Raw genomic sequence first — 24,571 nt, forward strand, 5'->3', positions numbered from 1 at the left:
GCCTCCGGGCCGACGTCCCCCCGGTGACCTCAGGAGAGCCGCTCGAGGATGACGGCCATCCCCTGCCCCCCGCCGACGCACATCGTCTCCAGGCCCACCTGGACGTCGCGGCGCACCATGGCGTGCAGCAGCGTCGTCATGATCCGGGCGCCGGTGGAGCCGAACGGGTGGCCCAGCGCGATCGCGCCACCGTGCACGTTGAGCCGGTCCGGGTCGATGCCGAGGTCGCGCTGGGAGGCGATGACCTGCACGGCGAACGCCTCGTTGATCTCGACGAGGTCGACGTCGGACATCCGCATCCCGGCCCGGGTCAGCGCCTGCCGGCTGGCCTCGACGGGCCCGAGCCCCATGATCTCGGGGCTCAGCGCGCTGACCCCGGTGGCGACGATCCGGGCCAGCGGCGTCAGCCCCAGCTCGGCCGCGCGGGTGCTGCTCATGATGACCACGGCCGCCGCGCCGTCGTTGAGCGGGCAGCAGTTGCCGGCCGTCACGGTGCCGTCGGGCCGGAACACCGGGCGCAGCCCGGACACGCCCTCGAGGGTGACGCCGGCCCGGGGCCCGTCGTCGGTGCGGACGACGGTCCCGTCGGCGAGCGTGACGGGGATGATCTCGGCCTCGGGGACGCCGTCGGCGATGGCCTGCTCGGCCCGGTTCTGGGAGCGGACGGCGAACTCGTCCTGCTCGCGGCGGGTGATGCCGCGCAGCCCGGCGACGTTCTCGGCCGTCTGGCCCATCGCGATGTAGACGTCCGGCAGCTCGCCGTCGCGCCGCGGGTCGTGCCAGGGCCGGTTCTCCTCCGCGGTCGCGCGGGTGCGCTCGGCGGCGGCAGCGAAGGCGGGGTGGTGGCTCTCGGGGGCGTCGACGCCGGCGGAGCCGAAGCCGCGGTAGCGCGACACGCACTCGACGCCGCCGGAGACGAAGGCGTCGCCCTCCCCCGCCCGGATCGCGTGGAAGGCCATCCGCGCGGTCTGCACGCTGGAGGCGCAGAACCGGTTGACGGTGGCGGCGGGGACGCCGTCGAGCCCCAGCTGGACAGCGACCCGGCGGGCGATGTTGCCGCCGTGCTCGTCACGCGGCTCCGCGCAGCCGAGGTAGAGATCGTCGAGGGTGGCCGGGTCCAGCTCCGGGACCCGGTCCAGGACGCCGCGGACGACGCCGGCGGCGAGGTCGTCGGGGCGGACGGAGGCCAGCGAGCCCTTGACGGCGCGCCCGATCGGGGTCCGGCCGGCGGCGACGACGACGGCGTCGGGCATCAGTGGGCCCGCACCTTCACGGGCTGGCCGCCGAGCCCGAGGTCGCGCCCGATCAGCTCCTTCATGATCTCGTTCGAGCCGGCCCAGATCCGTGACACCCGGGCGTCGGCCCAGGCCCGCGTCACCCGGTACTCGTTCATGTAGCCGTAGCCACCCCACAGCTGGACGCAGGCGTCGAGGATGTCGTTCTGCACCTGGGCGGTCCACCACTTGGCCTTGGCCGCGTCGACGGCGGTGAGCCGGCCGTGCAGCTGCTCCATGACGCACGCGTCGACGAAGGCCTGCGTGACCTCGGCCGTGGTCACCAGCTCGGCGAGGGTGAACCGGTTGGCCTGGAACGAGCCGATCGGCTGGCCGAACGCCTGCCGCTCGCGCACGTAGACCAGCGTCTCGTCGAGGATCTGGCGGGCGTGGGAGAGGTTGTAGACGGCGGCACCGATCCGCTCGGTGACCAGCCGCTCCATCATCGCGACGAAGCCGCCGTCGACCTCCCCGACCACCTGCTCGGGGCCCAGCCGGACGTCGGCGAAGAACAGCTCCGCGGTGTCGGACTCCTGCTGGCCCACCTTGTCGAGCTTGCGGCCGCGCTCGAAGCCGGGCATCCCGGTCTCGACGGCGAACAGGGTGATGCCGCGGGCGCCCTTCTCCGGGCTGGTGCGCGCGGCGACCAGCACGAGGTCGGCCGACCAGCCGTTGGTGATGAAGGTCTTGGAGCCGTTGAGCACCCAGCCGTCGCCGTCGCGGACGGCCGTGGTCCGCAGGGCGGCCAGGTCGGAGCCGCCGGAAGGCTCGGTCATGCCGATCGCGGTGACCAGCTCGCCGGTGCAGAACCGGGGCAGCCAGCGGCGCTTCTGCTCCTCGGTGCCCAGCTCGACGAGGTAGGGCGCGACGCAGTCGGCGTGGATGCCGACGCACGAGGGGTAGGCGAAGGACAGCTTGGAGAGCTCCTCGCTGAGCACCATCGTGAACCGGGGGTCGTCGACGCCGACGCCGCCGTACTCCTCCGGCACGTTGAGGCCCAGCAGGTCGAGGCGGCCCAGCTCCAGCCAGACGTCGCGGCCGAAGCCGTGGTCGGCGATGTGCTTCTCCTGGTCGGGCCGCAGCACGCGGTCGACGAAGGTGCGGCAGGTGTCGCGGAACGCCTCGTGGTCCTCGTCGAAGATGGTGCGCCTCATCGCGTCCTCCCCGTCACCCTCGGGGCGAAGTTACCCGTCGGTAGGTAAGCGGCAGACTACCCGTTCCGCGCCCGCTGCGGCACCTCCGCGCCGAGCCGTCGCGGCCTGCACTACGGTCGCCCGGTGAGCACCGAGCGACGACGGGTCCTGCTGACCGGGGCGACGGGGACGGTGGCCGGGCAGCTGCTGCCGGCCCTGCGGGAGGCCTACGACCTCCGGCTGGTGGACGTCCGCGACACCGACCGGGACGGCCACCGGGTCGAGGGCGTGGAGCTGCTCGACCTGCTGGGGGCCGACGACGCGGAGCTGCTCGCGCTCGTCGACGGCGTCGACACGGTCGTGCACTGCGGCTACGCGCCGTCGGCCGGCGAGCCCACCTACGCGCAGGAGCGGCGCAACGTCGACATGACCCAGCGGGTCCTCGAGGCGGCGCGCACGGCCGGCGTCCGCCGCGTCGTCGCCGCGAGCACCAACCAGGCCTCGAAGTGGTACGAGCGGCCCTGGGCCGAGCACCGGATCGACCGCGTCGGTCCCGAGGACTACCCGAAGCCCGACTCCTGGTACGGCTGGGCCAAGGCGGCGTACGAGTCGATGGGCTTCCTCTACGCCTGCGGCGCCCTGGGCCGCCCCGTCGAGGTGGTGCTGGTGCGGATCGTCGCCCCGCGGGAGATCGACGCCGCCGACTTCGCCGACCGCCCCCTGGAGCGCTACCTGCGCGACATCGCCGGCTACGTGAGCCCGCGCGACCTCGCCCAGCTGTTCACCCGCTCGGTCGACGCCCCGTCGGTCGACGACCGGTTCGGCGTGCCGTTCCAGATCTTCTACGGCGTCTCGGCCAACGCGCGCACGTTCTGGAGCACCACCAACGCCCGGGAGGTCGTCGGCTACGACCCCCAGGACGACTCCGAGGTGCGGTTCGCCGACGACATCGCCCGGATGCTCGCCCGCGGCTGACCCGCGGCCGGGACCTGCTCAGTCCGCCAGCGGCTGGCCCCGGCGGGCCCGGATCCGGCCGACGACGTCGGTGGTGGACTGGCTGGGCACGAAGCCGAGGATCTGCACCTCGCCGCCGTAGCCCTCCACCACCGCCGCCTCGACGAGGTCCTCGGGCCGGTAGTCCCCGCCCTTGGCGTAGACGTCGGGCCTCAGCCGCTCCAGCAGCGGGACCGGGGTGTCGGTGTCGAAGACGGTGACGTAGGAGACGCAGCTGAGGGCGGCGATGACGCCGGCCCGGTCCGCCTCGCCGTTGATCGGCCGCTCCGGCCCCTTGAGCCGGCGCACGGAGCGGTCGCTGTTGACCGCCACCACCAGCACGTCGCCGAGCTGCGCGGCCTGCTGCAGGTAGGTGGTGTGCCCGCGGTGCAGGACGTCGAAGCAGCCGTTGGTCATCACGACCCGGCGGCCGGCCGCGCGCTCGGCGGCGACCCGGCGCAGCAGGGTCTCCTCGTCGAGCGCGGCGTCGCCCACGCCGAGGTGCTCGACCAGCTCGTCGGTGGAGCAGACCGAGGTGCCGAAGCGCTGAACGACGACGTCCGCGGCGGCCTGCGCCAGCGCGGCCGCGACGCGCAGCGGGGTGCCGGCGGCGCGGGCCAGGGTGAGCGCGGCGACGAAGGTGTCCCCCGCACCCGCCGCCTGCTTCTCGGCGCGCGGCGAGCCGGAGGTGCGGAACGGCCGGCCCTCGACGTCGTCGCCGGTCAGCAGCATCGAGCCGTCGCGGTCCAGGGTGACGAGCACCGCCGCCGCCCCCGAGCGCTCGCGGAGCTCGTCGGCCGCGCCGGTCAGCGCGGCCAGCCGGGTGCCGTCGGTGGGCACCGAGCGGCTGAGCAGCCGGAACGCCTCCTCGGCGTTCGGGGTGACCACGTCGGGCCGCAGGGCCGACCAGGGCGCGGCGTCGTGGGCGTCGACGACCACGAGGGGCGGGCGGGCCTGGCGGGTGAACGCGGTCCGGACGGCGTGCAGCAGGACGCCCGAGTCGTAGTCGCAGACCACCAGCGCCTCGGCCTCGACCAGGGCCTTGGCGGTGGCGGTGGCCAGGTCGTCCTCCAGGGCCGGCGTCAGCGCCAGGGGCTGGACGTCGTCGATCCGGACCAGCATCTGGTCGTCGGCGACCACCCGCGTCTTGGTCACGGTGGCGACGTCGGGTGAGTCCAGCAGCCCGCTGACCTCGACGCCGGCCCGCTCCAGCAGCGCGCGGAGCGTGCGGCCCGCCTCGTCGGCCCCGACCAGGCCGACCAGCCGGACGTCAGCGCCCAGCGCGGCCAGGTTCATCGCCGTGTTGGCCGCCCCGCCGGGGACCTCGTGCCGCCCGCTGACCTCGACGACGGGCGCGGGCGCCTCCCGCGAGAGCCGGTGGCTGGAGCCGACCCACCAGCGGTCGAGCATCACGTCACCGACGACGACGACCCGCGGCGCCCGGTGCCGCAGCGCCAGCGGGAGGTCGGGGGTGAGCGCGGTGACGTCGGCGAGGGAGGCGCTCACGCGGCTGCCCCGCGACCGGCGGCGGCGGAGCCGATCCAGCTGTTGGTACCCATAACTGCTCCTCCTACCCACTTCTCCTCGCCTCGACTGCTCGGGAGGAGAAGAAGTCCGGCAGCCCTCTGCAGGGACCGTAGCGGAGGTGCGGCAGGATCCCCGTCGTCGAGGAGAGGGAGGACGCGTGGAGGTCGAGAACACCTGGGTGGGGCGGGCGGCTCCCCGCTTCCCCGACGTGCGCCGGGTGGCGGTGCTGCGGGGCAGCGGGCTCGGCGACCTCGTGCAGTCGCTGCCGGCCGCGGAGGCCCTGGCGGCGGCGTACCCCGACGCCGCGCTGACGCTGCTGGGCACGCCCGGCCACCTCGCCCTGCTGGCCGAGCGGCCGTCCCCGTACCGGACGCTGCTGGCGCTGCCGGCCCGGCCCGGCGTCCAGGCGGGCGTCGAGGACCCGGCGGCGACGGCGACGTTCCTCGCGGACGCCCGGGCGCAGCGCTACGACCTCGCGGTGCAGCTGCACGGCGGCGGCCGCAACGCCAACCCCTTCCTGCTCGGGCTGGGCGCGCGGCACACCGTCGGCAGCCGGACCGACGACGCCCCCGAGCTCGAGCGGTGGCGCCCCTTCCTCCACCTCCAGCACGAGGTGCTGCGCGGGCTGGAGGTGGTGGCCCTGGCCGGTGCCGAGCCGGTCGGGCTGGAGCCGCGGATCCACCTGCGCCCGGTCGAGCAGGAGCAGCGGGACGCGGCCCTCGACGGCCCGCCCACCGTGGTCGTGCACCCCGGGGCCAGCGACCCGCGGCGGCACTGGCCGGTCGAGCGGTTCGCGGCGGTGGTCGGGGCGCTCGTCGCGGACGGGGTCCGGGTCGCGGTGGTCGGCGACGCCGCCGAGGCCGGGCTGGCGGAGGCGCTGCTGGCCGCGGTCGACGACCCCCGGGGGCGGGTCCGCTCCCTCGCCGGCGAGCAGGACATCGGCGCGCTGGTGGGCACGCTGGCGTCGGCCGACGTCGTGCTGGCCAACGACTCCGGGCCCCGGCACGTCGCCGCCGCCGTCGGCACCCGGACCGTCGGGGTCTACTGGGTCGGCAACGTCGTCACCGCCGCGCCGCTCGGCCGCAGCCGGCACCGGGTCCAGGTCGGCTTCACCACGCACTGCCCGGTGTGCGGGCGCGACCTCACCGAGCCGGGCTGGACGGCGGAGCGCTGCGAGCACGACCCGTCGATCGTCGGCGACGTCGACCCGGGCCGGGTGCTGGCCGACGTGCGGGCGCTGCTCGCCGACGCGGTGCAGGAGCGGCGGACGGCCGCGGGGACGGGAGGGCGACGTGGACAGGCTGGGTGAGCCGGACGGCCGACCGGAGCTGCTGGTGCTGCGCGCGCTGGGGCTGGGCGACCTGCTGGTCGCGGTGCCGGCGCTGCGCGGGATCCGCCGGGCCCGGCCCGACGCGCGGGTCGTGCTGGCGACATCGGCCTGGCTGGAGCCGGTGGTGGAGCTGGCCGACGCCGTCGACGTGCTGCTGCCGACCGTGGAGCTCGCCCCGCTGGAGCTCGCGCCGGGGCGGGTGGAGGCGGCGGTCGACCTGCACGGGCACGGGCCGCGCAGCCGGGCGGTCTGCGAGGCGGTCCGGCCGCAGCGGCTGGTCGGCTGGCGGGCGCCGGGCTGGGAGGGTCCCGAGCACCCCGACGACGTCCACGAGCGGGAGCGCTGGGCGAGCCTCGTCACCGCCCACGGGATGCCGGCCGACCCGCTGGACCTCGCCCTGCGGCGCCCCGACCTGCCGAGCCCCCACCCCGGGGCGGCGGTGGTGCACGTCGGCGCCGCCTTCGGCTCCCGGGAGTGGCCGGTGGAGCGGTTCGGCGCCGTGGCGGCCGCGCTCCGCGGCCGCGGCCTGGAGGTCGTCGTGACCGGCGGGGAGCGCGACGTCGAGCGGGCCCGGCGGGTGGCCGAGGTGGCGGGGCTGCCCCCGGCCGCGGTGCTCGCCGGACGGCTCCCGCTGCTGGACTTCGCCGCCCTGGTGGCCGGGGCCGCGCTGGTGGTGACGGCCGACACCGGTGCCGGGCACCTGGCGTCGGCCTACGCACGCCCCTCGGTCGTGGTCTTCGGCCCCGCCCCGCCGGAGCACTGGGGCCCGCCGCCCGGACCGCACGTCGCCCTCACGCACGCCGCGCTGCGCGGCTCCTCCCCCTTCACCGACCAGCCCGACCCGGCGCTGCTCGCCGTCACCGTCGAGGAGGTGCTGGCCGCGGTCGACTCGCTCGACGTGAGCCCGCCCTGACGTGCGCGCCCTGAGCCTGTCGGAGGGCCTTCGACAGGCTCAGGCAGCGGTGGGCAGGCTCCGGCAGCGGAAGGGCCGGCCCTTCAGCGGGGTGGTCCTCAGGCGAGGACGGCCTCGATCTCGAGGCTGATGTCGATCTTGTCGCCGATGAGCAGCTTGCCGCCCTCGAGCGGGACGTTGAAGTCGACGCCGAACTCCTTGCGGCTGATCGAGGTGGTGGCCTCGGCCCCCAGCCGGGTGACGCCGTAGGCGTCGACGGCCACGCCGAGGAACTCCGCGGCCAGCTCGACGGGGCGGGTGCGGCCGTTGATGGTCAGGTCGCCGACGATGACGTGGCCGTCCGGGCCCTCGGTGACGCCGGTGGAGACGAAGACCAGCTGCTGGCCCGCCTCGGCGTCGAAGAAGTCGGTCGAGCGCAGGTGGCCGTCGCGCTGCTCGTTGTTGGTGGTGACCGAGGCGCTGGTGATGGCGACCTCGACGGTGCTGGCGGTCGGGTCGCCGGTGGTGACGATCGTGCCGGAGAAGTCCGCGAAGGTGCCGCGCACCTTGCTCATCAGGTGCCGGACGGTGAAGCCGACGGTGGAGTGGCTGGGGTCGACGGTCCAGGTGCCGGCCACCAGGCCGGTTCCGACGAGCTCTGCGGTCATGGTGCTCTCCTCGAGAGGGACGGGTGCGGGCACGGTGCCCGACACAGGTTGACGCTTCAACTGAGACCACCGTAAGCCGCACTGGTTGAAATGTCAACTAGTTGTGGGCTAGACTTCCGGCCATGCCCCGCGTCCAGACCGCTCCCCGTTGGCTCGACGTCGAGCAGCAGAAGGTCTGGCGGGCCTACCTGCTGGGCAGCGCCCGCCTCGCCGAGCGGCTCGACGCCGACCTGCGCGAGTTCGGCCTGGACCTCGGGGAGTACGAGATCCTCGTCACCCTGTCCGAGGCCCCGGACCGCCGGGTGCGGATGTCCGAGCTGGCCGAGGCCGTGCACCAGTCCCGCTCCCGGCTGACCCACACCGTCTCCCGGATGGAGAACGCCGGGCTGGTCGACCGCGCCAGCTGCCCGACCGACCGACGCGGCGTCTGGGCCCACCTGAGCGACGAGGGCTTCCGGCTGCTCGAGGTGGCCGCCCCCACCCACGTCGAGGCGGTCCGCCGCCACTTCGTCGAGGCCATGACGCCGGAGGACTACGCCGCCGTCGGCCGCGGCTTCAGCGCCGTCCTCGCCACCACCGAGGACTGAGCCGGCGGCCGCGGCGGTCCACCCCGTCGCGAGGACCGGGCGGGCGCGGCGCCGCCGACTAGCATGCACTCGACATGCCGAACGCCGTGAGCCTGCCGAACCCGGTCGCCGAGCTGCCCGAGGTCGGTGACCTGCGGGACCAGCTGCGCCGGCGCGGCGTCGCGCACACGCTGGACTCCACGAAGCTGACGCGCGCCCTCTACTCCTCCGACGCCTCGCTGTACCGCGTCGTCCCGCAGGCCGTCGCCCACCCCCGCACCGTCGAGGAGGCCGTCGCGGTCCTCGAGGCGGCGCGCGCGGCCGGCATGCCGGTGACCACCCGCGGCGCCGGCACCTCCTGCGCCGGCAACGCCGTCGGCCCCGGCCTGGTGCTGGACACCTCCCGCCACCTGACCGCGATCACCGCGCTCGACCCCGAAGCCCGGACGGCGACCGTCGAGCCCGGCGTCGTCCAGTCCTCGCTGCAGGTGGCCGCGGCCCCGCACGGCCTGCGCTTCGGGCCCGACCCCTCCACCCACAACCGCTGCACCATCGGCGGGATGATCGGCAACAACGCCTGCGGCCCCCGGGCGCTGGGCTACGGGCGGACGGCGGACAACGTCGTCGCCCTCGACGTGCTGACCGGCAGCGGCGAGCGGATCCTGCTCGACGGCACCGAGAGCGTCGACGCGTTCGCCAGCCTCACCGCGCTGAAGAAGGTGGTCGGGGCGAACCTCGGCACCATCCGCACCGAGTTCGGCCGCTTCGGCCGCCAGGTGTCCGGCTACAGCCTCGAGCACCTGCTGCCCGAGCGCCGCTTCGACGTCGCCCGCTTCTTCGCCGGCACCGAGGGCACGCTGGGCGTCATCCTCGGCGCGACCGTCCGGCTGGTGGCCGACGCCCCGCACAAGCTGATGATCGCGCTCGGCTACGCCTCGATGGCCGACGCCGGCGACGCCGCCACCGCGATCCTCCCCCACCGCCCGACCGCCGCCGAGGGCCTGGACCGGCGCATCGTCGAGGTCGTCCGGCGCACGCACGGCGAGTCCGCGGTGCCGCCGCTCCCCCGCGGCGACGGGTGGATGTTCGTCGAGGTCGTCGGGGACGACCCGGCCGAGGTGCGCGCCCGGGCCGAGCGGGTGCTGGCCGACGGGCAGGCGCTCGACGGCTTCGTCGTCGACGACCCGCGGCAGGCGCTGGCGCTGTGGAAGATCCGCGAGGACGGCGCGGGGCTGGCCGGCGTCAGCCTGGCCTCGCCGGCCTACCCCGGCTGGGAGGACGCGGCGGTGCCGCCCGAGCACCTGGGCAGCTACCTGCGCGACTTCGACGCCCTGCTGGGACAGCACGGCCTCGACGGCCTGCCCTACGGCCACTTCGGCGACGGCTGCGTGCACGTCCGGATCGACTTCCCGCTGACCACCGCGGGCGGCGACGCCGTGCACCGCGCCTTCCTGCAGGACGCGGCCGCGCTGGTCGCCCGCTACGGCGGCTCGATGTCCGGGGAGCACGGCGACGGCCGGGCCCGGTCCTCGCTGCTGCCCGCGATGTACTCCGCGGACGCCATCCGGCTGTTCGGGGAGGTCAAGGCGGCCTTCGACCCCGACGACCTGATGAACCCCGGCGTCCTCGTCGACCCGCGCCCCTACGACGCCGACCTGCGCGCGGTGCAGCTGGTGGGCAAGGTCGACCACTTCGCCCAGGAGGTGCACAACTGCTCCGGGGTGGGCAAGTGCCTGGCGAACACGACGCCGGGGCTCGGCGTCATGTGCCCCTCCTACCAGGCGACGCGGGAGGAGAAGGACTCCACCCGCGGCCGCGCCCGGGTGCTGCAGGAGATGATCAACGGCGAGGTGATCACCATGGGATGGAAGTCGCCCGCGGTGCACCAGGCCCTCGACCTCTGCCTGTCCTGCAAGGGATGTGCGCGCGACTGCCCCACCGGCATCGACATGGCCTCGTACAAGTCGCAGGTGATCGACCACACCTACAAGGGCAAGATCAGGCCGCGCAGCCACTACACGTTGGGCTGGCTGCCCCGCTGGGGCCGGATGATCACCCGCCACCGGCTGCTCTCGACCCTGATCAACACCACCATGGCCACCCCCGGCCTGCGCCGCGTCGTCCGCTGGACCGCCGGCGTCGACCAGCGCCGCGACCTGCCCCGCTTCGCCACCCGGGCCGCGCGCGACCGCGTCGCGGTGCCGGACGGCGGCGGGCGGCGCGTCGTGCTGTGGGTCGACTCGTTCTCCGACTGCTTCACCGGCGAGGGCGTCGAGGCGGCGGTGGCACTGCTGACCCAGGCCGGCTACGCCCCCGAGCTCCTGGAGCGCAACGCGTGCTGCGGGCTCACCTGGATCAGCACGGGCCAGCGCGACGGCGCCCGCCGCCAGCTGCTGAACGCCCTCGACGTCCTGCACCCGCACGTCGCCGCCGGCACCCCCGTCGTCGGGCTGGAGCCGTCCTGCCTCGCGGTCTGGCGCAGCGACGCCGCCGAGCTGCTGCCGGACGACCCGCGGGTCGCCGACCTGGCCACCGGCGTGCTGACCATGGCCGAGCTGCTCACCCGGACCGAGGGCTGGCGACCGCCCGACCTCAGCGGCGTCGAGCTGGTGGCCCAGCCGCACTGCCACCACGCCTCGGTGATCGGCTGGAAGGCCGACGCCGACCTGCTCGCCGCCTCGGGGGCCACGGTGACGACGGTCGGCGGGTGCTGCGGTCTGGCCGGGAACTTCGGGGCCGAGAAGGGCCACTACGACGTCTCGGTCAAGGTGGCCGAGCACGACCTGCTGCCGGCCGTCGAGGCGCGACCCGACGCCGTCGTGCTGGCCGACGGGTTCTCCTGCCGGACGCAGCTGGCCGAGCTGGCGGGCCGCCGGGCCGTCACCCTGGCCGAGCTGCTCACCCGTCCCTGACAGGTCCTTCCGTCCCGACTTCGCAGGACCAAGGTCCTGACTCGCGTCCGCGTCGGCGTGTCCGGGATGCTTCGCTGACAGACTTCCTGCCATGTTGGCGATCCCCCGAGCCATCCCTGTTCGCGCGCGCTCCCTGGCCCTCGGCCTCCCCCTGCTCCTCACCGCACTGCTGACCCTGGACGCCGCCCCGGCCCAGGCGGCACCCGCGGGGACGGCGCCGGCGGCGGCCGCCGCGGTCGACCCGGGCGACCGCGCGTCGGTGGCGGCGGCCTACCGCGACGTCTACCTGCCGGCGGTGGCGGTGAGGGCCCCGGAACCGGCGGCCGGCACCACGACCAGCTGCGACGCCGGGAGCACGCCGGTCGTCCTGCAGAACGCCACCCGCGACCTGGTGAACTACTTCCGGGCCATGAGCGGCGTCGGCCCCGTGACCTTCGACGCCCGCTTCTCGGCCAAGGCCCAGAAGGCGGCCCTGATCGGCTACGCCAACGGCGCCCTGAGCCATACCCCGTCGTCGCGGTCGACCTGCTGGAGCAGCGACGGCGCCGAGGCCGCGGCCAGCTCGAACCTCGCCCTGGGCTACGGCGGCGCCGACGTCGTCCGCGGCTACATGGACGACGCCGGGGAGGGCAACCTCGCGGCCGGGCACCGCTGGTGGCTGCAGCGACCCCGCACGCTGACGATGGGCAACGGGACCGTCGGCGGCTCCAACGCGCTGTGGGTGGCCGGCGACAGCGGCTTCACCACCGGCCCGCGCTACACGAGCTGGCCCTCGGCCGGCTACGTCCCCGGACCGCTGGAGCCGGGGGGCCGCTGGTCCTTCACCACCTGGGACCCCGACTACGACCTCAGCCGCGCCACCGTCGCCGTCCGCGGACCGGCCGGCGACCTCGCCGTCCGCCCGGCGCCGGTCGACGCGGCCTTCGGCTCGCTCGTCTTCGACGTCGGCACCATCGCGCGGCCCGCCGGCGCGGCCACGGACGCCTACGCCGTGACCGTCACCGGCATCCTCAAGCGGGGCGAGCCGATCACCCCGTACCGCTACACCGTCACGCTGTTCGACCCCGCCGCCGACATCCCCCTGGAGGCGGCCGGCCCGGTCACCGTCGAGGGCTCGCCGCTGGCGGGGCAGACCCTGCGCGCGACGGCGCCCGGCTGGTCGCTGCCGGGCACCACCACCACCTACCAGTGGTACCGCGGCAGCGGTCCGCTCCCCGGGGCCACGGGCGCCACGCTCCTGCTGGCACCCGGCGATGTCGGCGAGCGGGTCAGCGTGGCCGTCACGGGCACGGCGCCCGGTCGGGACCCGCTCACGGTCTCCTCCGCCCCTACGTCGGTGGTGCGCGCGCCGGCCACGGTCGAGGTCACCGCGACCTCGCCCGACCAGCGCCAGGTGGCGCTGGACGTCACCGTGACGGCGGGCGCCGAGCCCGCTCCGACCGGGACCGTCGACGTGCTCGAGGACGGCACCGTGGTCGCGCCGGGCGTGGCCCTGACGGCGGGGCGGGCCGACCGCACCCTGACCGACGTCAGCCCGGGCAGCCACCGCTACACCGTCCGCTTCGCCGGTGGCCCCCGCGTGGGCGCCGCCTCGACGACGGCCGCGGCCGTCGACGTGGGCGGGCCGGTCGCGGCCGAGCTGGACGTCGAGCCCCGCTCGACCGCCCCGGGCCGGCTGGCGCTCGACGTCGTCGTCTCCGCGGCGGGCGAGTCCGCCCCGGACGGCCGGCTCGAGGTGCGCGACGGCGGCCGGTTGGTGGGCACCACCACCTCGGTCACCGACGGCCGCGCGACCTGGTCGGTGACCGACCTCGCCCCTGGCGACCACACGCTGACCGTCCGCTGGCTGGGCTCGACCCGTGTCGCGCCGGCCGCCGTCACCACCGTCGTCACCGTGCAGGACCGGGCCACCGCCGCGCTCGCGGTGACCCCGACCTCGACCTCGGTCGGCGCCCTCACCCTCGCCGTGGCGGTCGACGCGGCCGGCGCGCCGGTGCCGGGCGGGACCGTCACCGTCACCGAGGGCTCCCGCACGGTGGCCGGCGGCCTGCCGGTCGTGGCCGGCCGGGCCAGCTGGACGGCGAAGGGCCTGCCCAGCGGCGCGCACACCTACACCGTCAGCTTCAGCGGCACCGGCGCGGTGAAGCCCGCCCGGACCACCCTCACGACCACGGTCAAGGCCAAGGTCACGCCGACCGTCACCCTGAAGGGGAGCTCGCCGTCGTCGCGGAAGGCGACCGTGGCGGTCACCGTGAAGGCCAGCGGACAGACCGGCCTCGGCGGCACCGTCACGGTCAAGGAGGGCAGCAGGACGCTGAAGAAGGGCCTGGCCGTGACGAAGGGCCGGGCGACCTGGACGGCGACCGGCCTGACGGCGGGCAAGCACACCTACACCGTCGTCTACGCCGGCACCTCGCAGGTGACGAGCGGCTCGGCGAAGGTGGCGGTCACGGTCAAGAAGTAGGGATCCGTCGCGGACCGCACGGCGGAGGGCAGGGCCTGACAGACTCCGCCCCATGTCGTCAGGCCCCCATGCCGGCTCTGCCCGTGCGCGCGCTCTCGCCCTCGTCCTCCCGTCCCTGCTGGCCACCCTGCTTCTGGCCCCGCCCGCCCTGGCCGCCCCGCCCGACCCCGCCCGCGTGGTCGCGGCGGAGGAGGGCGAGGAGGTAGCCCTCCAGGCGACCGCTCCCCCGGTCGTCGCCGGCGCGCCCGTCGTCGGCTCGACCCTCACGGCGCAGCCGCCGACCTGGAACTTGGCCGACGTCGTCACGGGCTACCAGTGGCTCCGCGACGGCGCCCCGGTCCCGGAGGCCACCGGGCCGACCCTCGTCCTCGGCGTCGCCGACGTCGGGGCCATCCTGACGGTCCGCGCGACGGGCACCACCCCCGACGGTCGCACCGCCACCGCGGACTCCGACGCGACCGCCGCGGTCGCGAGGATCACCTCGACCACGGCCGTGAACGCCCGCCCGGGGTCCCCGGGCTCGGCCGATCTCACCGTCACCGTCCGGGCCGCGGACGACGACGTCGACGCCGGCACCGTGGAGGTGCGCGAGGGCACGACCACCTTGGCCGCCGGCGCCGCGCTCGTGAGCGGCGTCGCCGCCGTGCGGCTGACCGACCTCGACGCGGGTCAGCACGTCCTCACCGTCGGCTACGCCGGCACGGAGCGGGTGGCACCCTCCGAGGACACGGTCACCGTCCTGGTCAAGGCGGCCGCAGCACTCGCCGTCACGACCTCGTCCCCCGGCATCGGGCGGCTGGTGCTGACCGCGCGGGTGACGAACGACGGGTCCGCCGTGAGCGGGGGCACCGTGCTGGTGCGCGAGGGCGGCTCCGTGGTCGCCCGGCCGGCCCTGTCGCGGGGCACGGCCACCTGGACGTCGACCGGGCTGGTGCCCGGCGCGCACCGCTACACCGTCGAGTACAGCGGGACGGCAGCGGTCGCACTCGCGTCGCGCACCGTGACGGCTACCGTGCGAGACCGGGCCACCGCAACGCTCGCGGTCTCCGCGAGCTCACCGGCAGTCGGCCGGCTGACGCTGACCGTCCGGCTGACCAGCGGCGCGAAGGCTCTCGGCGGGCGGGTCACCGTGCACGAGGGGGAGCGGACGGTGAAGACGCTGACGCTGGCCCGCGGTCGGGCGGTCTGGTCGGTGGGAGGCCTGAAGCCAGGACGGCACACGTACGTGGTGCGCTACGCCGGCACGAGCAGCACCAAGCCCGTCCAGAGGAGCACCGCCGTCACTGTGCGCGCCAAGGCCGTTCCGGCCGTCACGGTCACCGGGAGCTCCCCCGCCGCCGGGAAGGTCGCGCTGAAGGTGACCGTCAAGGCGTCGGGCCAGCGCAGCCTCAGTGGCACCGTCACGATCAAGGACGGCGCGAAGACGGTGAAGAAGGGCCTCAGGGTGAAGGCGGGCAAGGCGAGCTGGTCCGCCAGCGGGGTGAAGGCCGGCAAGCACGCCTACACCGTCGTGTACGGCGGGACCTCGCAGGTGACCCGCGGGACAGGGAAGGTGACCGTCACCGTCAAGAAGAAGGCGAAGCCTGTCGCGCTCGTCGACTACGCCAACTGCACGGAGCTGAACCAGGTGCACCCCCACGGCGTCGGGCTCCCCGGCGCCGTCGACCAGGTCAGCGGCTCCACCGAGCGTGTCACCGACTTCCTCCGTCACCAGAAGCTGTACGAGCTCAACGACGAGAGCGACCGGGACGGCGACGGGATCGCCTGCGAGAAGCTCTGAGCGAGCCGAGCGGGCCGGCCACCACCGCGGTGACCGGCCCGACGACGGCTCAGCCGACGTGGCGGTGCAGGAACTCCAGGGTGCGCTGCCAGGCCAGGGCGGCGCTGTCGGCGTCGTAGGTGCCCATGTGGTCGTCGTCGTTGGCGAACGCGTGGCCGGCCGGGTAGTAGAAGTACTCGACCTCCACGCCCGCCTCGTCGCGGATCTGCTGCTCCTGGGCGCGGGCCTGGTCGACGGGGTACATCCCGTCCTGCTCGCCGTAGTGGCCCTGCACGGGGGCGTTGATCGCCGCGTAGGAGCCGGGCAGGTGGCCGACGCCGTAGTAGGGCACGACGGCGCCGATGGAGTCCGGGCGCTCGGTGGCCAGCAGCAGCACGAAGCCGCCGCCCATGCAGTAGCCGACGGCCCCGACCTTCTCGGACGTGACGGCCTCCTGCTCCAGCAGGTAGTCCACCGCCCCGGCCAGCGCGCGCGCCGCCTCGGGCTCGGACAGCGAGCCGGCCAGCTCGGCCGCCTCGTCCGCGCCGTGGGTCACCCGGCCGCCGTAGAGGTCCGGGGCCAGGGCGACGAAGCCCTCGGCGGCGTAGCGGTCGACCAGGGCGACGATGTGGTCGTCCAGCCCCCACCACTCCTGGATGACGACGAGCCCGGGACCGCTGCCCCCGGGCGGCAGCTGCAGGTAGCCGCTGATGGTGGTGCCGTTGCGGTCGAACTTCACGTTCTGCCGGGGTGCGAGGTCGCTCAAGGCTGTGGTCCTTCGGTGCGTCGTGGGTGGGTCCGGCGCCACTGTAGCCAGGCCCGTCGCACGCGACCGACCACGGAGCTCAGCCGGCCGGCGTCGCCTCGTGCCCGGTCTCACCGCGCGTCCGCCCGACCTGCTTCAGCCGGGCCTCGAAGAGGTGCCGACGGCCGCCCGCGAGCTGGTCGCGGGCGTCCTTCTCCAGGGCGCGGAAGAGCGACCAGTAGCCGTCGTCGTACTCCTCGACGACCTGGAAGGTCCAGCGCCCCTGCAGCACGTTGCGGCCCACCAGCTCGCGCTCGATCCGGTCCGCCACCGCGGCGTGCCCGGCCTCGCGCAGGGCGTCGACCGCGCCCTGCAGCGCGATGTCGGCCTCACCGGTCAGCTGGTGGAACGTGTAGAGCTGCCCGCGCGCCCGCTCCACCGTCTCCAGCGCCTCGCTGAGCTGGCCGAGGGCGTCGACCGTGGCGTCGTCCACCCCGTCCGGGGTGGTGTGGTCGGGGTCGGGCAGGTCCGCGGACGGGACGTCGGGCACGGGCTCTCCTGGGTTCGGGTCGGGTGCTCCCGACCCTAGCCTCAGCCCCGGGTGAGCCGCCGGTGGGTGGCGCGGTGCGGCCGGGCCGCCTCGGCACCCAGCCGGGCGATCTTGTTGGCCTCGTAGTCGGCGTAGTTGCCCTCGAACCAGAACCACTGGGCCTGGTCCTCGTCGTCGCCCTCCCAGGCCAGGATGTGCGTGGCCACCCGGTCCAGGAACCACCGGTCGTGGGAGATCACCACGGCGCAGCCCGGGAACTCCAGCAGCGCGTCCTCCATGGACTGCAGCGTCTCGACGTCCAGGTCGTTCGTCGGCTCGTCGAGCAGCAGCAGGTTGCCGCCCATCTTCAGCGTGAGGGCCAGGTTCAGCCGGTTCCGCTCACCACCGGAGAGGACGCCGGACGGCTTCTGCTGGTCCGGGCCCTTGAAGCCGAAGGAGGCGACGTAGGCCCGCGAGGGCACCTCGAAGCTGCCGACCTTGATGTAGTCGAGGCCGTCGGAGACGAGCTCCCAGACGTTCTTCTTCTCGTCCAGGCCCGAGCGGCTCTGGTCGACGTAGGAGTACTTGACCGTCTCGCCGATGCGCAGGGCGCCGGAGTCCGGGGTCTCCTCCCCCACGATCATCCGGAACAGCGTCGACTTGCCGACGCCGTTCGGGCCGACGACGCCGACGATGCCGGCGCGGGGCAGCGAGAAGCTGAGCCCGTCGAAGAGCAGGCGGTCGCCGAAGCCCTTGACGATCTTGTCGCCGTCCAGGACGGTGCTGCCCAGCCGGGGACCGGCCGGGATGTTGATCTCCTCGAAGTCCAGCTTGCGGTTGCGGTCGGCCTCGGCCGCCATCTCCTCGTAGCGGGCCAGCCGGGCCTTGTTCTTGGCCTGCCGCGCCTTGGGGTTGGCGCGGGCCCACTCCAGCTCGCGCTCGAGGATCTTGGCGCGCTTGGCGTCCCGCTTGCCCTCGACCTGCAGCCGGGCCCGCTTGGAGTCCAGGTAGGTCGAGTAGTTGCCCTCGTAGGGGTGGGTCTTGCCGCGGTCGATCTCGAGGATCCACTCGGCGACGTTGTCCAGGAAGTACCGGTCGTGGGTGACGGCCAGGACGGCGCCGGCGTAGTTCTTGAGGTGGCCCTCCAGCCAGTGCACCGACTCGGCGTCCAGGTGGTTGGTGGGCTCGTCGAGGAGCAGCAGGTCGGGCTGCTGGAGGAGCAGCTTGCACAGCGCGACGCGGCGGCGCTCACCGCCGGAGAGGACGTCGACGATCGCGTCCGGCGGCGGGCAGCGGAGCGCGTCCATCGCCTGCTCCAGCTGGGAGTCGATGTCCCAGGCGTTGCGGTTGTCGAGCTCGGTCTGGACGTCGCCCATCTCGGCCATCAGGGCGTCGAAGTCGGCGTCGGGCTCGCCCATGGCGACGCCCAGCTCGTCCATCCGGCGCTGCAGCGCCTTGATGTCGGCGACGGCCTCCTCGACGTTCTCGAGCACCGTCTTGCCCTCGGTCAGCGGCGGTTCCTGCAGCAGGATGCCGACCGTCGCCTCCTTGGCCAGCATGGTGTCGCCGTTGTTGGGCTTCTCGATGCCGGCCATCAGCTTGAGCAGCGTCGACTTCCCGGTGCCGTTGGGGCCGACGACGCCGATCTTGGCGCCCGGGTAGAAGGACAGGGTGATGTTGTCGAGGACGACCTTGTCACCGAGCGCCTTGCGGACGTTGTGCATCGAGTAGATGAACTCAGGCATGAGGAGCCGGACCTTTGCTGTCGCGTGCGGGGTCGTGCGGTGTGCCCGCGCGGGGCGGGGCGGGACCAGACCCTGGTCGGGCGCCCGCAGCCGCCCAGTATGCCAGCGGTGCGGGACCGGCTCGACCTCGACGGGAGGCCGTCGGGGCCGGGCCGACCCCGGGCGCGGTCGGCCTCAGCCGAGGTGGGGCGCCGGCTCGACCGCGGTGAAGCGGCGCCGGTCGACGCGGATCATGAACCAGGCCACCGGGGCCGCCGCCACCAGGCCGATGGCCGCGGCGCGGAACACCCACGCGTAGCCCTCGACGAGCGCGGCGGGGTCGGGACCCTGCGGGCCGGACGCACCGGTGAGCACGGCGGCGTAGACGGCGGTGAAGACGGCCGTCCCGATGGAGCCGCCGATCTGCTGTGTGGCGGTGACGGCGGCGCTGGCCACGCCGGCGTCGCGGGCCTCGATCCCGAGCAGCGCGACGTTCTGCAGCGGCACGAACACCAGCGCGAGCCCGACGCCCAGCAGCAGCTGGCCGGGCAGCACCTGGGCGGCGTAGGTGCCGTCGACGGTGATGGTGCCCATCAGCAGCAGGCCCGTGGCGGCCACGAGCGGTCCGACGGTCATCAGGACCCGGGGGCCGACGGTGCCCAGCAGCTTGGCCACCAGAGGCGCGGTGACCATGATCGCCGCCGTCATCGGCAGCGACGCGAGGCCCGCCTGCAGCGGGGTCATGCCCCAGACGATCTGGAAGTGGAAGGTCAGGTAGAGCAGCGCGCCGATGAGGGCGGCGCCGACGACGACCGCCACCAGGTACGCGCCGCCGCGGGTGCGGTCGGCCAGCACGCGCATCGGCAGCAGGGCGTGGCCGGTCCGGCTCTCGACGGCGACGAAGGCGGCGAGCAGCACGACGCCGAGCGCGAGGAACGTCACGGTGTCCCAGCGGCCCCAGCCGCCCTCGGCCTGGGAGAAGCCGTAGACCAGCGAGGCCAGGCCCGCCGTCACCAGCACGGCGCCGGGGACGTCGTAGCGGGTGTCGCCGTCGGCGCGGCTCTCCTTGAGCAGCGGCAGCGCGGCGGCGATGGCCACGACGGCGATCGGCACGTTGACCAGCAGGCACCAGTGCCAGCTGAGGAACTCGGTGAGCACCCCGCCCAGCACCAGGCCGACCGCGGCCCCGCCGCCGCCGATCGTCCCGTAGACGGCGAAGGCGCGGACCCGGTCACGGCCCGAGGGGAAGGTGACCGACAGGACGGCGAGCGCCGCCGGGGCGAGCAGGGCCGCGAAGGCGCCCTGCAGCCCGCGGGCCGCCAGCAGCATCTCCCCCGAGGTGGCCACGCCGCCCAGCGCCGAGGCCAGCGCGAAGCCGGCCATGCCGACGACGAAGGAGCGCTTGCGGCCCCAGAAGTCGGCGATCCGGCCGCCGAGCAGCAGCAGGGCGCCGAAGGCGAGGGCGTAGACGGTGACGACGGCGCCGCGCTGGGCGTCGGTCATGGCCAGGTCGGCCTGGGCCGCCGGCAGGGCGATGTTGACGATGGTCGCGTCGAGCACGACGGTCAGCTGCGCGAGGGCGACGACGAGCAGCACGAGCCAGCGACGACGGCCGGCGGGGGCGGCGGACGCCGGCTCGGCGGGTCCGGTCCCGTCGGCAGGTACGGCTGGACGGGTGGAAACGGACACGGGGATCCCTCAGGTAGAGCTGGCGGAGACCTCAGCGTAGGCGGGCACCCCGCGGCTGGTCAAACGAACTAGTTCGGCTGGTCTACCCTGGGTCCATGACCGCGACCACCGCCGACGTCCGCAGCCGCGTGCTGCTGGCCGCCCGGGCCGAGTTCGCGGAGCGCGGGCTGGCCGGGGCCCGCGTCGACCGGATCGCCGCCGAGGCCCGCGCCAGCAAGGAGCGGCTGTACGCCCACTTCGGCGACAAGGCCACGCTCTTCCAGGCGGTGCTGGACGCCGATGCCGCCGAGTTCCACGAGGCCGTCGCCCTCGACCCCGCCGACGTCGCGGGCTTCGTGGGCGCGGTCTTCGACGAGTCGGCCCGCCACCCCGAGCACCTGCGGATGCTGACCTGGGCCCGGCTCGAGGGCATCGACTACCGGCTCCCGGCCGGCGTCACCCCGCGCCGCAAGGTCGAGGCCCTGGAGCAGGCGCAGCGCGACGGCGTCGTCGACCCGGCCTGGCGGCCGGAGGACCTGCTAGAGCTGCTGTTCTCCATCGCGCACGCCTGGGTGCAGACCCCGGTCCGCCCCGAGGACCAGATCTCCTCCCCCGCCGAGCAGCGGGCCGCCGCCGTCGAGGCGGCGCGGCGGGTCATCGCGGTCCCCGCCCCCTGATTCTGCAGACGCAGTGGCCCGGATCGGGTGCCCAGCGGGCCGCGGGGCGTCACTGCGTCTGCGTTCTCAGGGCGTCTCCGAGCAGGCGGCCCTTCGACAGGCTCAGGGTGCGGGGTGGTCAGCGCGCGGTGCGGGCCCGGTCCAGGGCGGCGCGGGCGTCGTCGTAGCGCTGCCGCTCCAGGCGCAGCGGCTCGACCACCAGCCGGTCGGCGACGGCGGCGACGGACCTGCGCAGGGCGGCGCGGGCCCGGCGGGCGCGACGGCGGGCGCCGACCACGACGCCGATCCGGGACAGCGCGGCGACCAGCAGCCCGGCGACCACCCCGCCCAGGGTGAGCACCGTCGGCGCGGGCAGCCCCCACCAGAGCACGTCGGGCAGCGGGGGCAGACGCAGGTAGGCCAGCACGAAGGCCGAGCCCAGCCAGACCAGCCCGGCCACGACGGCGGCGACCAGCGCCCACTGCAGCACCCGCACCGCCTGCCACCAGCGCCGGTGCCCCGACAGGTCGAGGTCGGTGCCGGCGACGGCCCGGTCCAGGGCGTCGGACAGCTGGCCCTCCCCCGAGCGGGCGGCGGCGCGGACGGCGTCGACCCAGCCGCGGCTCATCCCGGACGAGGCCGTGTCGGCCAGCGAGCGCAGGGCGGTGTCGACCCGGGCCTTCTGCACGCCGGTGGTCGCGGGCAGCGAGGTGCGCCCCACCCCGGACGGGTCAATCTCACGGCGCCGGCCGCCGCTGCCGAGGCGGTCCAGGTGCAGCCGGCGGAGCGGGTCGGGCTTGAACTTGGCCAGCCACGCGAGCACCGGCCAGCCGGTCGCCAGCCCGCCGCGCAGCCGCCACGCCTTGTCGACCGCCTCGACGACGACGGGCACCCCGGCCGCCTGGGCCAGCTGGGTGGTCAGCGCGTCGACCGTCGACGACGACAGCGCCGGCAGCTTCTCCTCCCCCGACGCCCGGACCAGCCCGGCGGCGGCGTCCTCGACGTCGGCGGCCAGCCGACGGGCCGCGGCCCGCTTGTCGGCGATCCGCCTGCCCAGCCGTGCCCGCAGCTGGTCGAGGCCCTGGCCGGTGCGGGCCGAGACGCCCAGCACCTCGGCCGCACCCAGCCCCTCGCTCGCCAGCAGCCGGCGGAGGTCGCGCAGGCACTGCTCCTGCTGCTCCGGGGTCAGCGTGTCCACCTGGTTGAGGACGACCATCATCACGTCGACGTGCGAGGCGAGCGGGCGGAGGTAGCGCTCGTGCAGCGCGGCGTCGGCGTACTTCTGCGGGTCGACGACCCAGACGAGCATGTCGACGAGCTGGACCAGCCGGTCCACCTCCAGCCGGTGGGCCACCTCGGTCGAGTCGTGGTCGGGCAGGTCCAGCAGGACCAGGCCGTCGAGACCGGCCGCCAGCCGCGGGTCGGCCTCCAGCGCGTGCCGGCGCGGGATGGCCAGCCAGTCGAGGAGCTCCTCGGCCGAGTCCTCCCCGAAGCTGCAGGCCAGCGCCGTCGACGTCGTCGGCCGGCGCACGCCGACGGTGGCCAGCTCGGTGCCGGTGAGCGCGTTGAAGGTGCTCGACTTGCCCGAGCCGGTCGCCCCGGCCAGGGCCACGACGGTGGCGGCCCCGGAGACGGCGAGCCGGCGGTCGGTCTGGGTGACGACGCGCCGGGCCTCCGCCACCGCGGCGTCGTCCACCCGCCCCTCGCAGAGGTCGGCCGCCTCGCCGAGCGCCCGGACCCGGGTGACCAGCTGGGCCGTCTCGTCGTGCCGCCGCAGCAGGGCGACGCCCTTGCCCGCCATCAGCGAACCGCCGTCATCGTCGGTCCTCGCGCCGCACCGGGGCCGGCTCGACGAGCTCGGCGTCCAGCACGTCGGCGTCGGGGTCGGAGTCGTCGAGGCCGGGGGCGTAGGGCACCTGGGTGACGGTGGGCGGCGCGATGGCCAGCCGCTCCTCGGCCGCGGCCAGCGCCGGCTCGTCCGCCGGCCCGGTCGAGCCCGTCGGCAGCCCGTCGGCGCGCGCCCGCTGGACCGCGTCGGCGGCGGCGCGGAGCCGGTCGGCGGTCTCCGGGTCGAGCGCCGCGGCGTCCAGCAGGGCGTGGTAGCGCAGCAGCTCGGCGGCCATCAGCGCCTCGACGCGGGTGTCGAGCTCCTCCTTCGCCGTCTCGGCCAGCCGGCGGACGGCCTGGTCGCCGAAGACGGCCTCCAGCACCCGCTGGGCGAGGATCGCGGTGCCGCCGGCGACGCCGACCTCGGCCCCGACGAGGCCGCCGGTGTGGGCGAAGACGACGATCATCAGCGCGACGCCGATGCCGTTGACGCCGAAGGCGAGGAACCGGGCCCGGGAGCGCTTGCCCATCCCCTCGTCGGCGACGAGGTCGAGGACGGCGCCCTGCCAGTCGCGGATGGTCCGCTCTACGGAGCGGTCGAAGTCGGGCGAGGCCCGGGTGAGGTCGACGCGGCTGCGCTCCAGCAGGGCGCGGCCGGCGGCGTTGGCCCGCCAGGACGCCTCGGCCCGCTCGGCGGCGGCGTCGCCCTCCTCGCGGATGAGCGACTCCAGACCCGACTCGACAGCCACCTTGAGGTTGTCCACCTCCGGCGGCTGGCCCTTGAACGCCGAGACGACCCGGTCCCGCAGCCAGCCGACCTTCTGCTCCAGCGCGCGGAAGAACTCCCCGGTGCCGACGAACTCGTGCCAGCGGGCCAGCACCTCCCCGCGCAGCAGGGTGCCGTCGGTGGTCTGCACCTGGACGGTGCGGACGGCCTCGGCGTAGGAATGGTCGACCTCGGCGCGCAACCGGGTGAGGGCCTCCACCTGGTCGTCGACGGCGGTGGCCAGCTCCGGCGTCCTCGTGACCAGGGCGCCGATCGCGCCGTCGAGGGTGCGCTGGACCACCTGGATCCGGCTGCTCTGGTCGGCGGCGAGGGCGGCGAGCCAGCCGCGGATGGGCTGCACGGCCGCGACGGGCAGCAGGCCCTCGGCGTCCACCGCGGTCTCGGGGACCGCGAACAGCGGCGAGCCGGCCAGCCCGCGCTCGCTCATCATCTGGCCGAGGTGCGGTGGCACCTCCGCCATGGCCCGCGGCGGGACCCGGTCCAGGACGACGGCGACGGCGGCGCTGCGCTCCGCGGCGGCGTGCAGGAAGTCCCAGGGCACCTGGTCGGCGTAGCGGGCGGCGGAGGTGACGAAGAGCCACAGGTCGGCGGCCGCCAGCAGCTGGGCGGCCAGGGCGCGGTTCTCGCTGACGACGGAGTCAATGTCCGGGGCGTCGAGGATGGCCAGGCCCGGCGGGATCGAGTCGTCGGTGACCAGCTGGAGCGACCGGGCGTCGTCGCGGCTGCCGGTGGAGCGGGCCAGCCCGGGCAGGATCCGGTCGTCGGCGAACCAGCGGGCGTCGGTGCTGTGGTGGACCAGGACGGGCGCCCGCGTCGTCGGCCGGATGACGCCCGGCGTCGTGACGCGGCGGCCGACGAGGGAGTTGACCAGCGTCGACTTGCCGGCGCCGGTGGACCCGCCGACGACGGCCAGCAGCGGGGCGTCGATCGTGGCCAGCCGGGGCAGGACGTAGTCGTCGAGCTGCCGGGTGATCTCGGTGACGGCCCGCTGCTGCTCGGCCGCACGGGCCAGCGGGAGCGGGAAGGTGACGGGGGCGACGACGGCCCGAAGCTCGGCGAGCGCGGCCTCCAGCGGCGTCGGCTGCCTGCTGGCCATCGGGCTCCTCCTCCACTGCGT

At 75.0% G+C, this 24,571-nt stretch carries 18 protein-coding genes; 8 read left to right on the top strand and 10 right to left on the bottom strand.

Annotated features, from left to right (window positions below):
• Positions 1–29: 29 nt before the first annotated feature.
• Entirely contained in the window at positions 30–1,253 is a 1,224-nt protein-coding gene (locus JOF54_RS05815) for an acetyl-CoA C-acetyltransferase (RefSeq protein WP_210053833.1), read from the bottom strand.
• Complete coding sequence (locus JOF54_RS05820) at positions 1,253–2,428, bottom strand: acyl-CoA dehydrogenase family protein (protein ID WP_210053835.1); 1,176 nt, start codon at positions 2,426–2,428, stop codon at positions 1,253–1,255. The genes JOF54_RS05815 and JOF54_RS05820 overlap by 1 nt, the downstream gene beginning before the upstream one ends.
• Positions 2,429–2,551: 123 nt before the next feature.
• On the opposite strand from JOF54_RS05820, the gene JOF54_RS05825 reads away from it, so the two are divergent.
• Positions 2,552–3,382: an NAD-dependent epimerase/dehydratase family protein gene (locus JOF54_RS05825; protein WP_307803867.1), complete on the top strand. Its 831-nt coding sequence runs from the start codon at positions 2,552–2,554 to the stop codon at positions 3,380–3,382.
• An 18-nt stretch (positions 3,383–3,400) separates the two neighbouring features.
• Here JOF54_RS05825 and rfaE2 read toward each other — a convergent pair whose 3' ends face one another.
• The gene (gene rfaE2 / locus JOF54_RS05830; protein ID WP_210053837.1) at positions 3,401–4,906 is read right to left on the bottom strand and encodes a D-glycero-beta-D-manno-heptose 1-phosphate adenylyltransferase; all 1,506 of its coding nucleotides are present in this window, start codon (positions 4,904–4,906) and stop codon (positions 3,401–3,403) included.
• A gap of 178 nt (positions 4,907–5,084) precedes the next feature.
• On the opposite strand from rfaE2, the gene JOF54_RS05835 reads away from it, so the two are divergent.
• Together JOF54_RS05835 and JOF54_RS05840 are read left to right on the top strand one after the other, a co-directional pair.
• Positions 5,085–6,236, top strand: coding sequence for a glycosyltransferase family 9 protein (locus JOF54_RS05835; protein ID WP_210053839.1), 1,152 nt, complete (start codon positions 5,085–5,087; stop codon positions 6,234–6,236).
• Positions 6,220–7,170, top strand: a complete 951-nt coding sequence (locus JOF54_RS05840) for a glycosyltransferase family 9 protein (protein ID WP_307803869.1) — start codon at positions 6,220–6,222, stop codon at positions 7,168–7,170. Before JOF54_RS05835 ends, JOF54_RS05840 begins: the two co-directional genes overlap by 17 nt.
• 98 nt (positions 7,171–7,268) lie before the next feature.
• Here the strand turns inward: JOF54_RS05840 and JOF54_RS05845 are convergent, their stop codons facing one another.
• Positions 7,269–7,817 carry a YceI family protein gene (locus JOF54_RS05845; protein ID WP_210053841.1) on the bottom strand — a complete coding sequence of 183 codons (549 nt, stop codon included), beginning with the start codon at positions 7,815–7,817 and terminating at the stop codon, positions 7,269–7,271.
• Between the two features lie 122 nt (positions 7,818–7,939).
• Here JOF54_RS05845 and JOF54_RS05850 point away from each other — a divergent pair, with 122 nt between their 5' ends.
• The 4 genes from JOF54_RS05850 to JOF54_RS05865 all read left to right on the top strand — a co-directional run bounded on the left by JOF54_RS05850 (position 7,940) and on the right by JOF54_RS05865 (position 15,539).
• Positions 7,940–8,404: a MarR family winged helix-turn-helix transcriptional regulator gene (locus tag JOF54_RS05850; RefSeq protein ID WP_210053843.1), complete on the top strand. Its 465-nt coding sequence runs from the start codon at positions 7,940–7,942 to the stop codon at positions 8,402–8,404.
• A gap of 74 nt (positions 8,405–8,478) precedes the next feature.
• Positions 8,479–11,295, top strand: a complete 2,817-nt coding sequence (locus JOF54_RS05855) for an FAD-binding and (Fe-S)-binding domain-containing protein (protein WP_210053845.1) — start codon at positions 8,479–8,481, stop codon at positions 11,293–11,295.
• Between the two features lie 91 nt (positions 11,296–11,386).
• Entirely contained in the window at positions 11,387–13,759 is a 2,373-nt protein-coding gene (locus tag JOF54_RS05860) for an Ig-like domain repeat protein (protein WP_210053847.1), read from the top strand.
• Between the two features lie 52 nt (positions 13,760–13,811).
• The gene (locus JOF54_RS05865) at positions 13,812–15,539 is read left to right on the top strand and encodes an Ig-like domain repeat protein (protein ID WP_210053849.1); all 1,728 of its coding nucleotides are present in this window, start codon (positions 13,812–13,814) and stop codon (positions 15,537–15,539) included.
• A 49-nt stretch (positions 15,540–15,588) separates the two neighbouring features.
• On the opposite strand, the gene JOF54_RS05870 is transcribed toward JOF54_RS05865, so the two are convergent.
• From JOF54_RS05870 to JOF54_RS05885, 4 genes are all read right to left on the bottom strand, one after another.
• The gene (locus JOF54_RS05870; RefSeq protein WP_210053851.1) at positions 15,589–16,284 is read right to left on the bottom strand and encodes a dienelactone hydrolase family protein; all 696 of its coding nucleotides are present in this window, start codon (positions 16,282–16,284) and stop codon (positions 15,589–15,591) included.
• A 79-nt stretch (positions 16,285–16,363) separates the two neighbouring features.
• Positions 16,364–16,813: a hypothetical protein gene (locus JOF54_RS05875; RefSeq protein WP_307803870.1), complete on the bottom strand. Its 450-nt coding sequence runs from the start codon at positions 16,811–16,813 to the stop codon at positions 16,364–16,366.
• A gap of 41 nt (positions 16,814–16,854) precedes the next feature.
• Positions 16,855–18,537: an energy-dependent translational throttle protein EttA gene (gene ettA / locus JOF54_RS05880; RefSeq protein ID WP_210053853.1), complete on the bottom strand. Its 1,683-nt coding sequence runs from the start codon at positions 18,535–18,537 to the stop codon at positions 16,855–16,857.
• Positions 18,538–18,711: 174 nt separating this feature from the next.
• The gene (locus JOF54_RS05885; protein WP_210053855.1) at positions 18,712–20,205 is read right to left on the bottom strand and encodes an MFS transporter; all 1,494 of its coding nucleotides are present in this window, start codon (positions 20,203–20,205) and stop codon (positions 18,712–18,714) included.
• 95 nt (positions 20,206–20,300) lie between these two features.
• On the opposite strand from JOF54_RS05885, the gene JOF54_RS05890 reads away from it, so the two are divergent.
• Positions 20,301–20,861: a TetR/AcrR family transcriptional regulator gene (locus JOF54_RS05890; protein ID WP_210053857.1), complete on the top strand. Its 561-nt coding sequence runs from the start codon at positions 20,301–20,303 to the stop codon at positions 20,859–20,861.
• Between the two features lie 118 nt (positions 20,862–20,979).
• Here JOF54_RS05890 and JOF54_RS05895 read toward each other — a convergent pair whose 3' ends face one another.
• Complete coding sequence (locus JOF54_RS05895; protein WP_210053859.1) at positions 20,980–22,641, bottom strand: GTPase; 1,662 nt, start codon at positions 22,639–22,641, stop codon at positions 20,980–20,982.
• A 13-nt stretch (positions 22,642–22,654) separates the two neighbouring features.
• Positions 22,655–24,550 (bottom strand): dynamin family protein, encoded by a 1,896-nt coding sequence (locus JOF54_RS05900; RefSeq protein WP_210053861.1) that lies wholly within the window; start codon positions 24,548–24,550, stop codon positions 22,655–22,657.
• Between the last annotated feature and the right edge of the window lie 21 nt (positions 24,551–24,571).

Origin of the sequence: Microlunatus capsulatus (assembly GCF_017876495.1) — a bacterium.
Taxonomy (GTDB): domain Bacteria; phylum Actinomycetota; class Actinomycetes; order Propionibacteriales; family Propionibacteriaceae; genus Microlunatus; species Microlunatus capsulatus.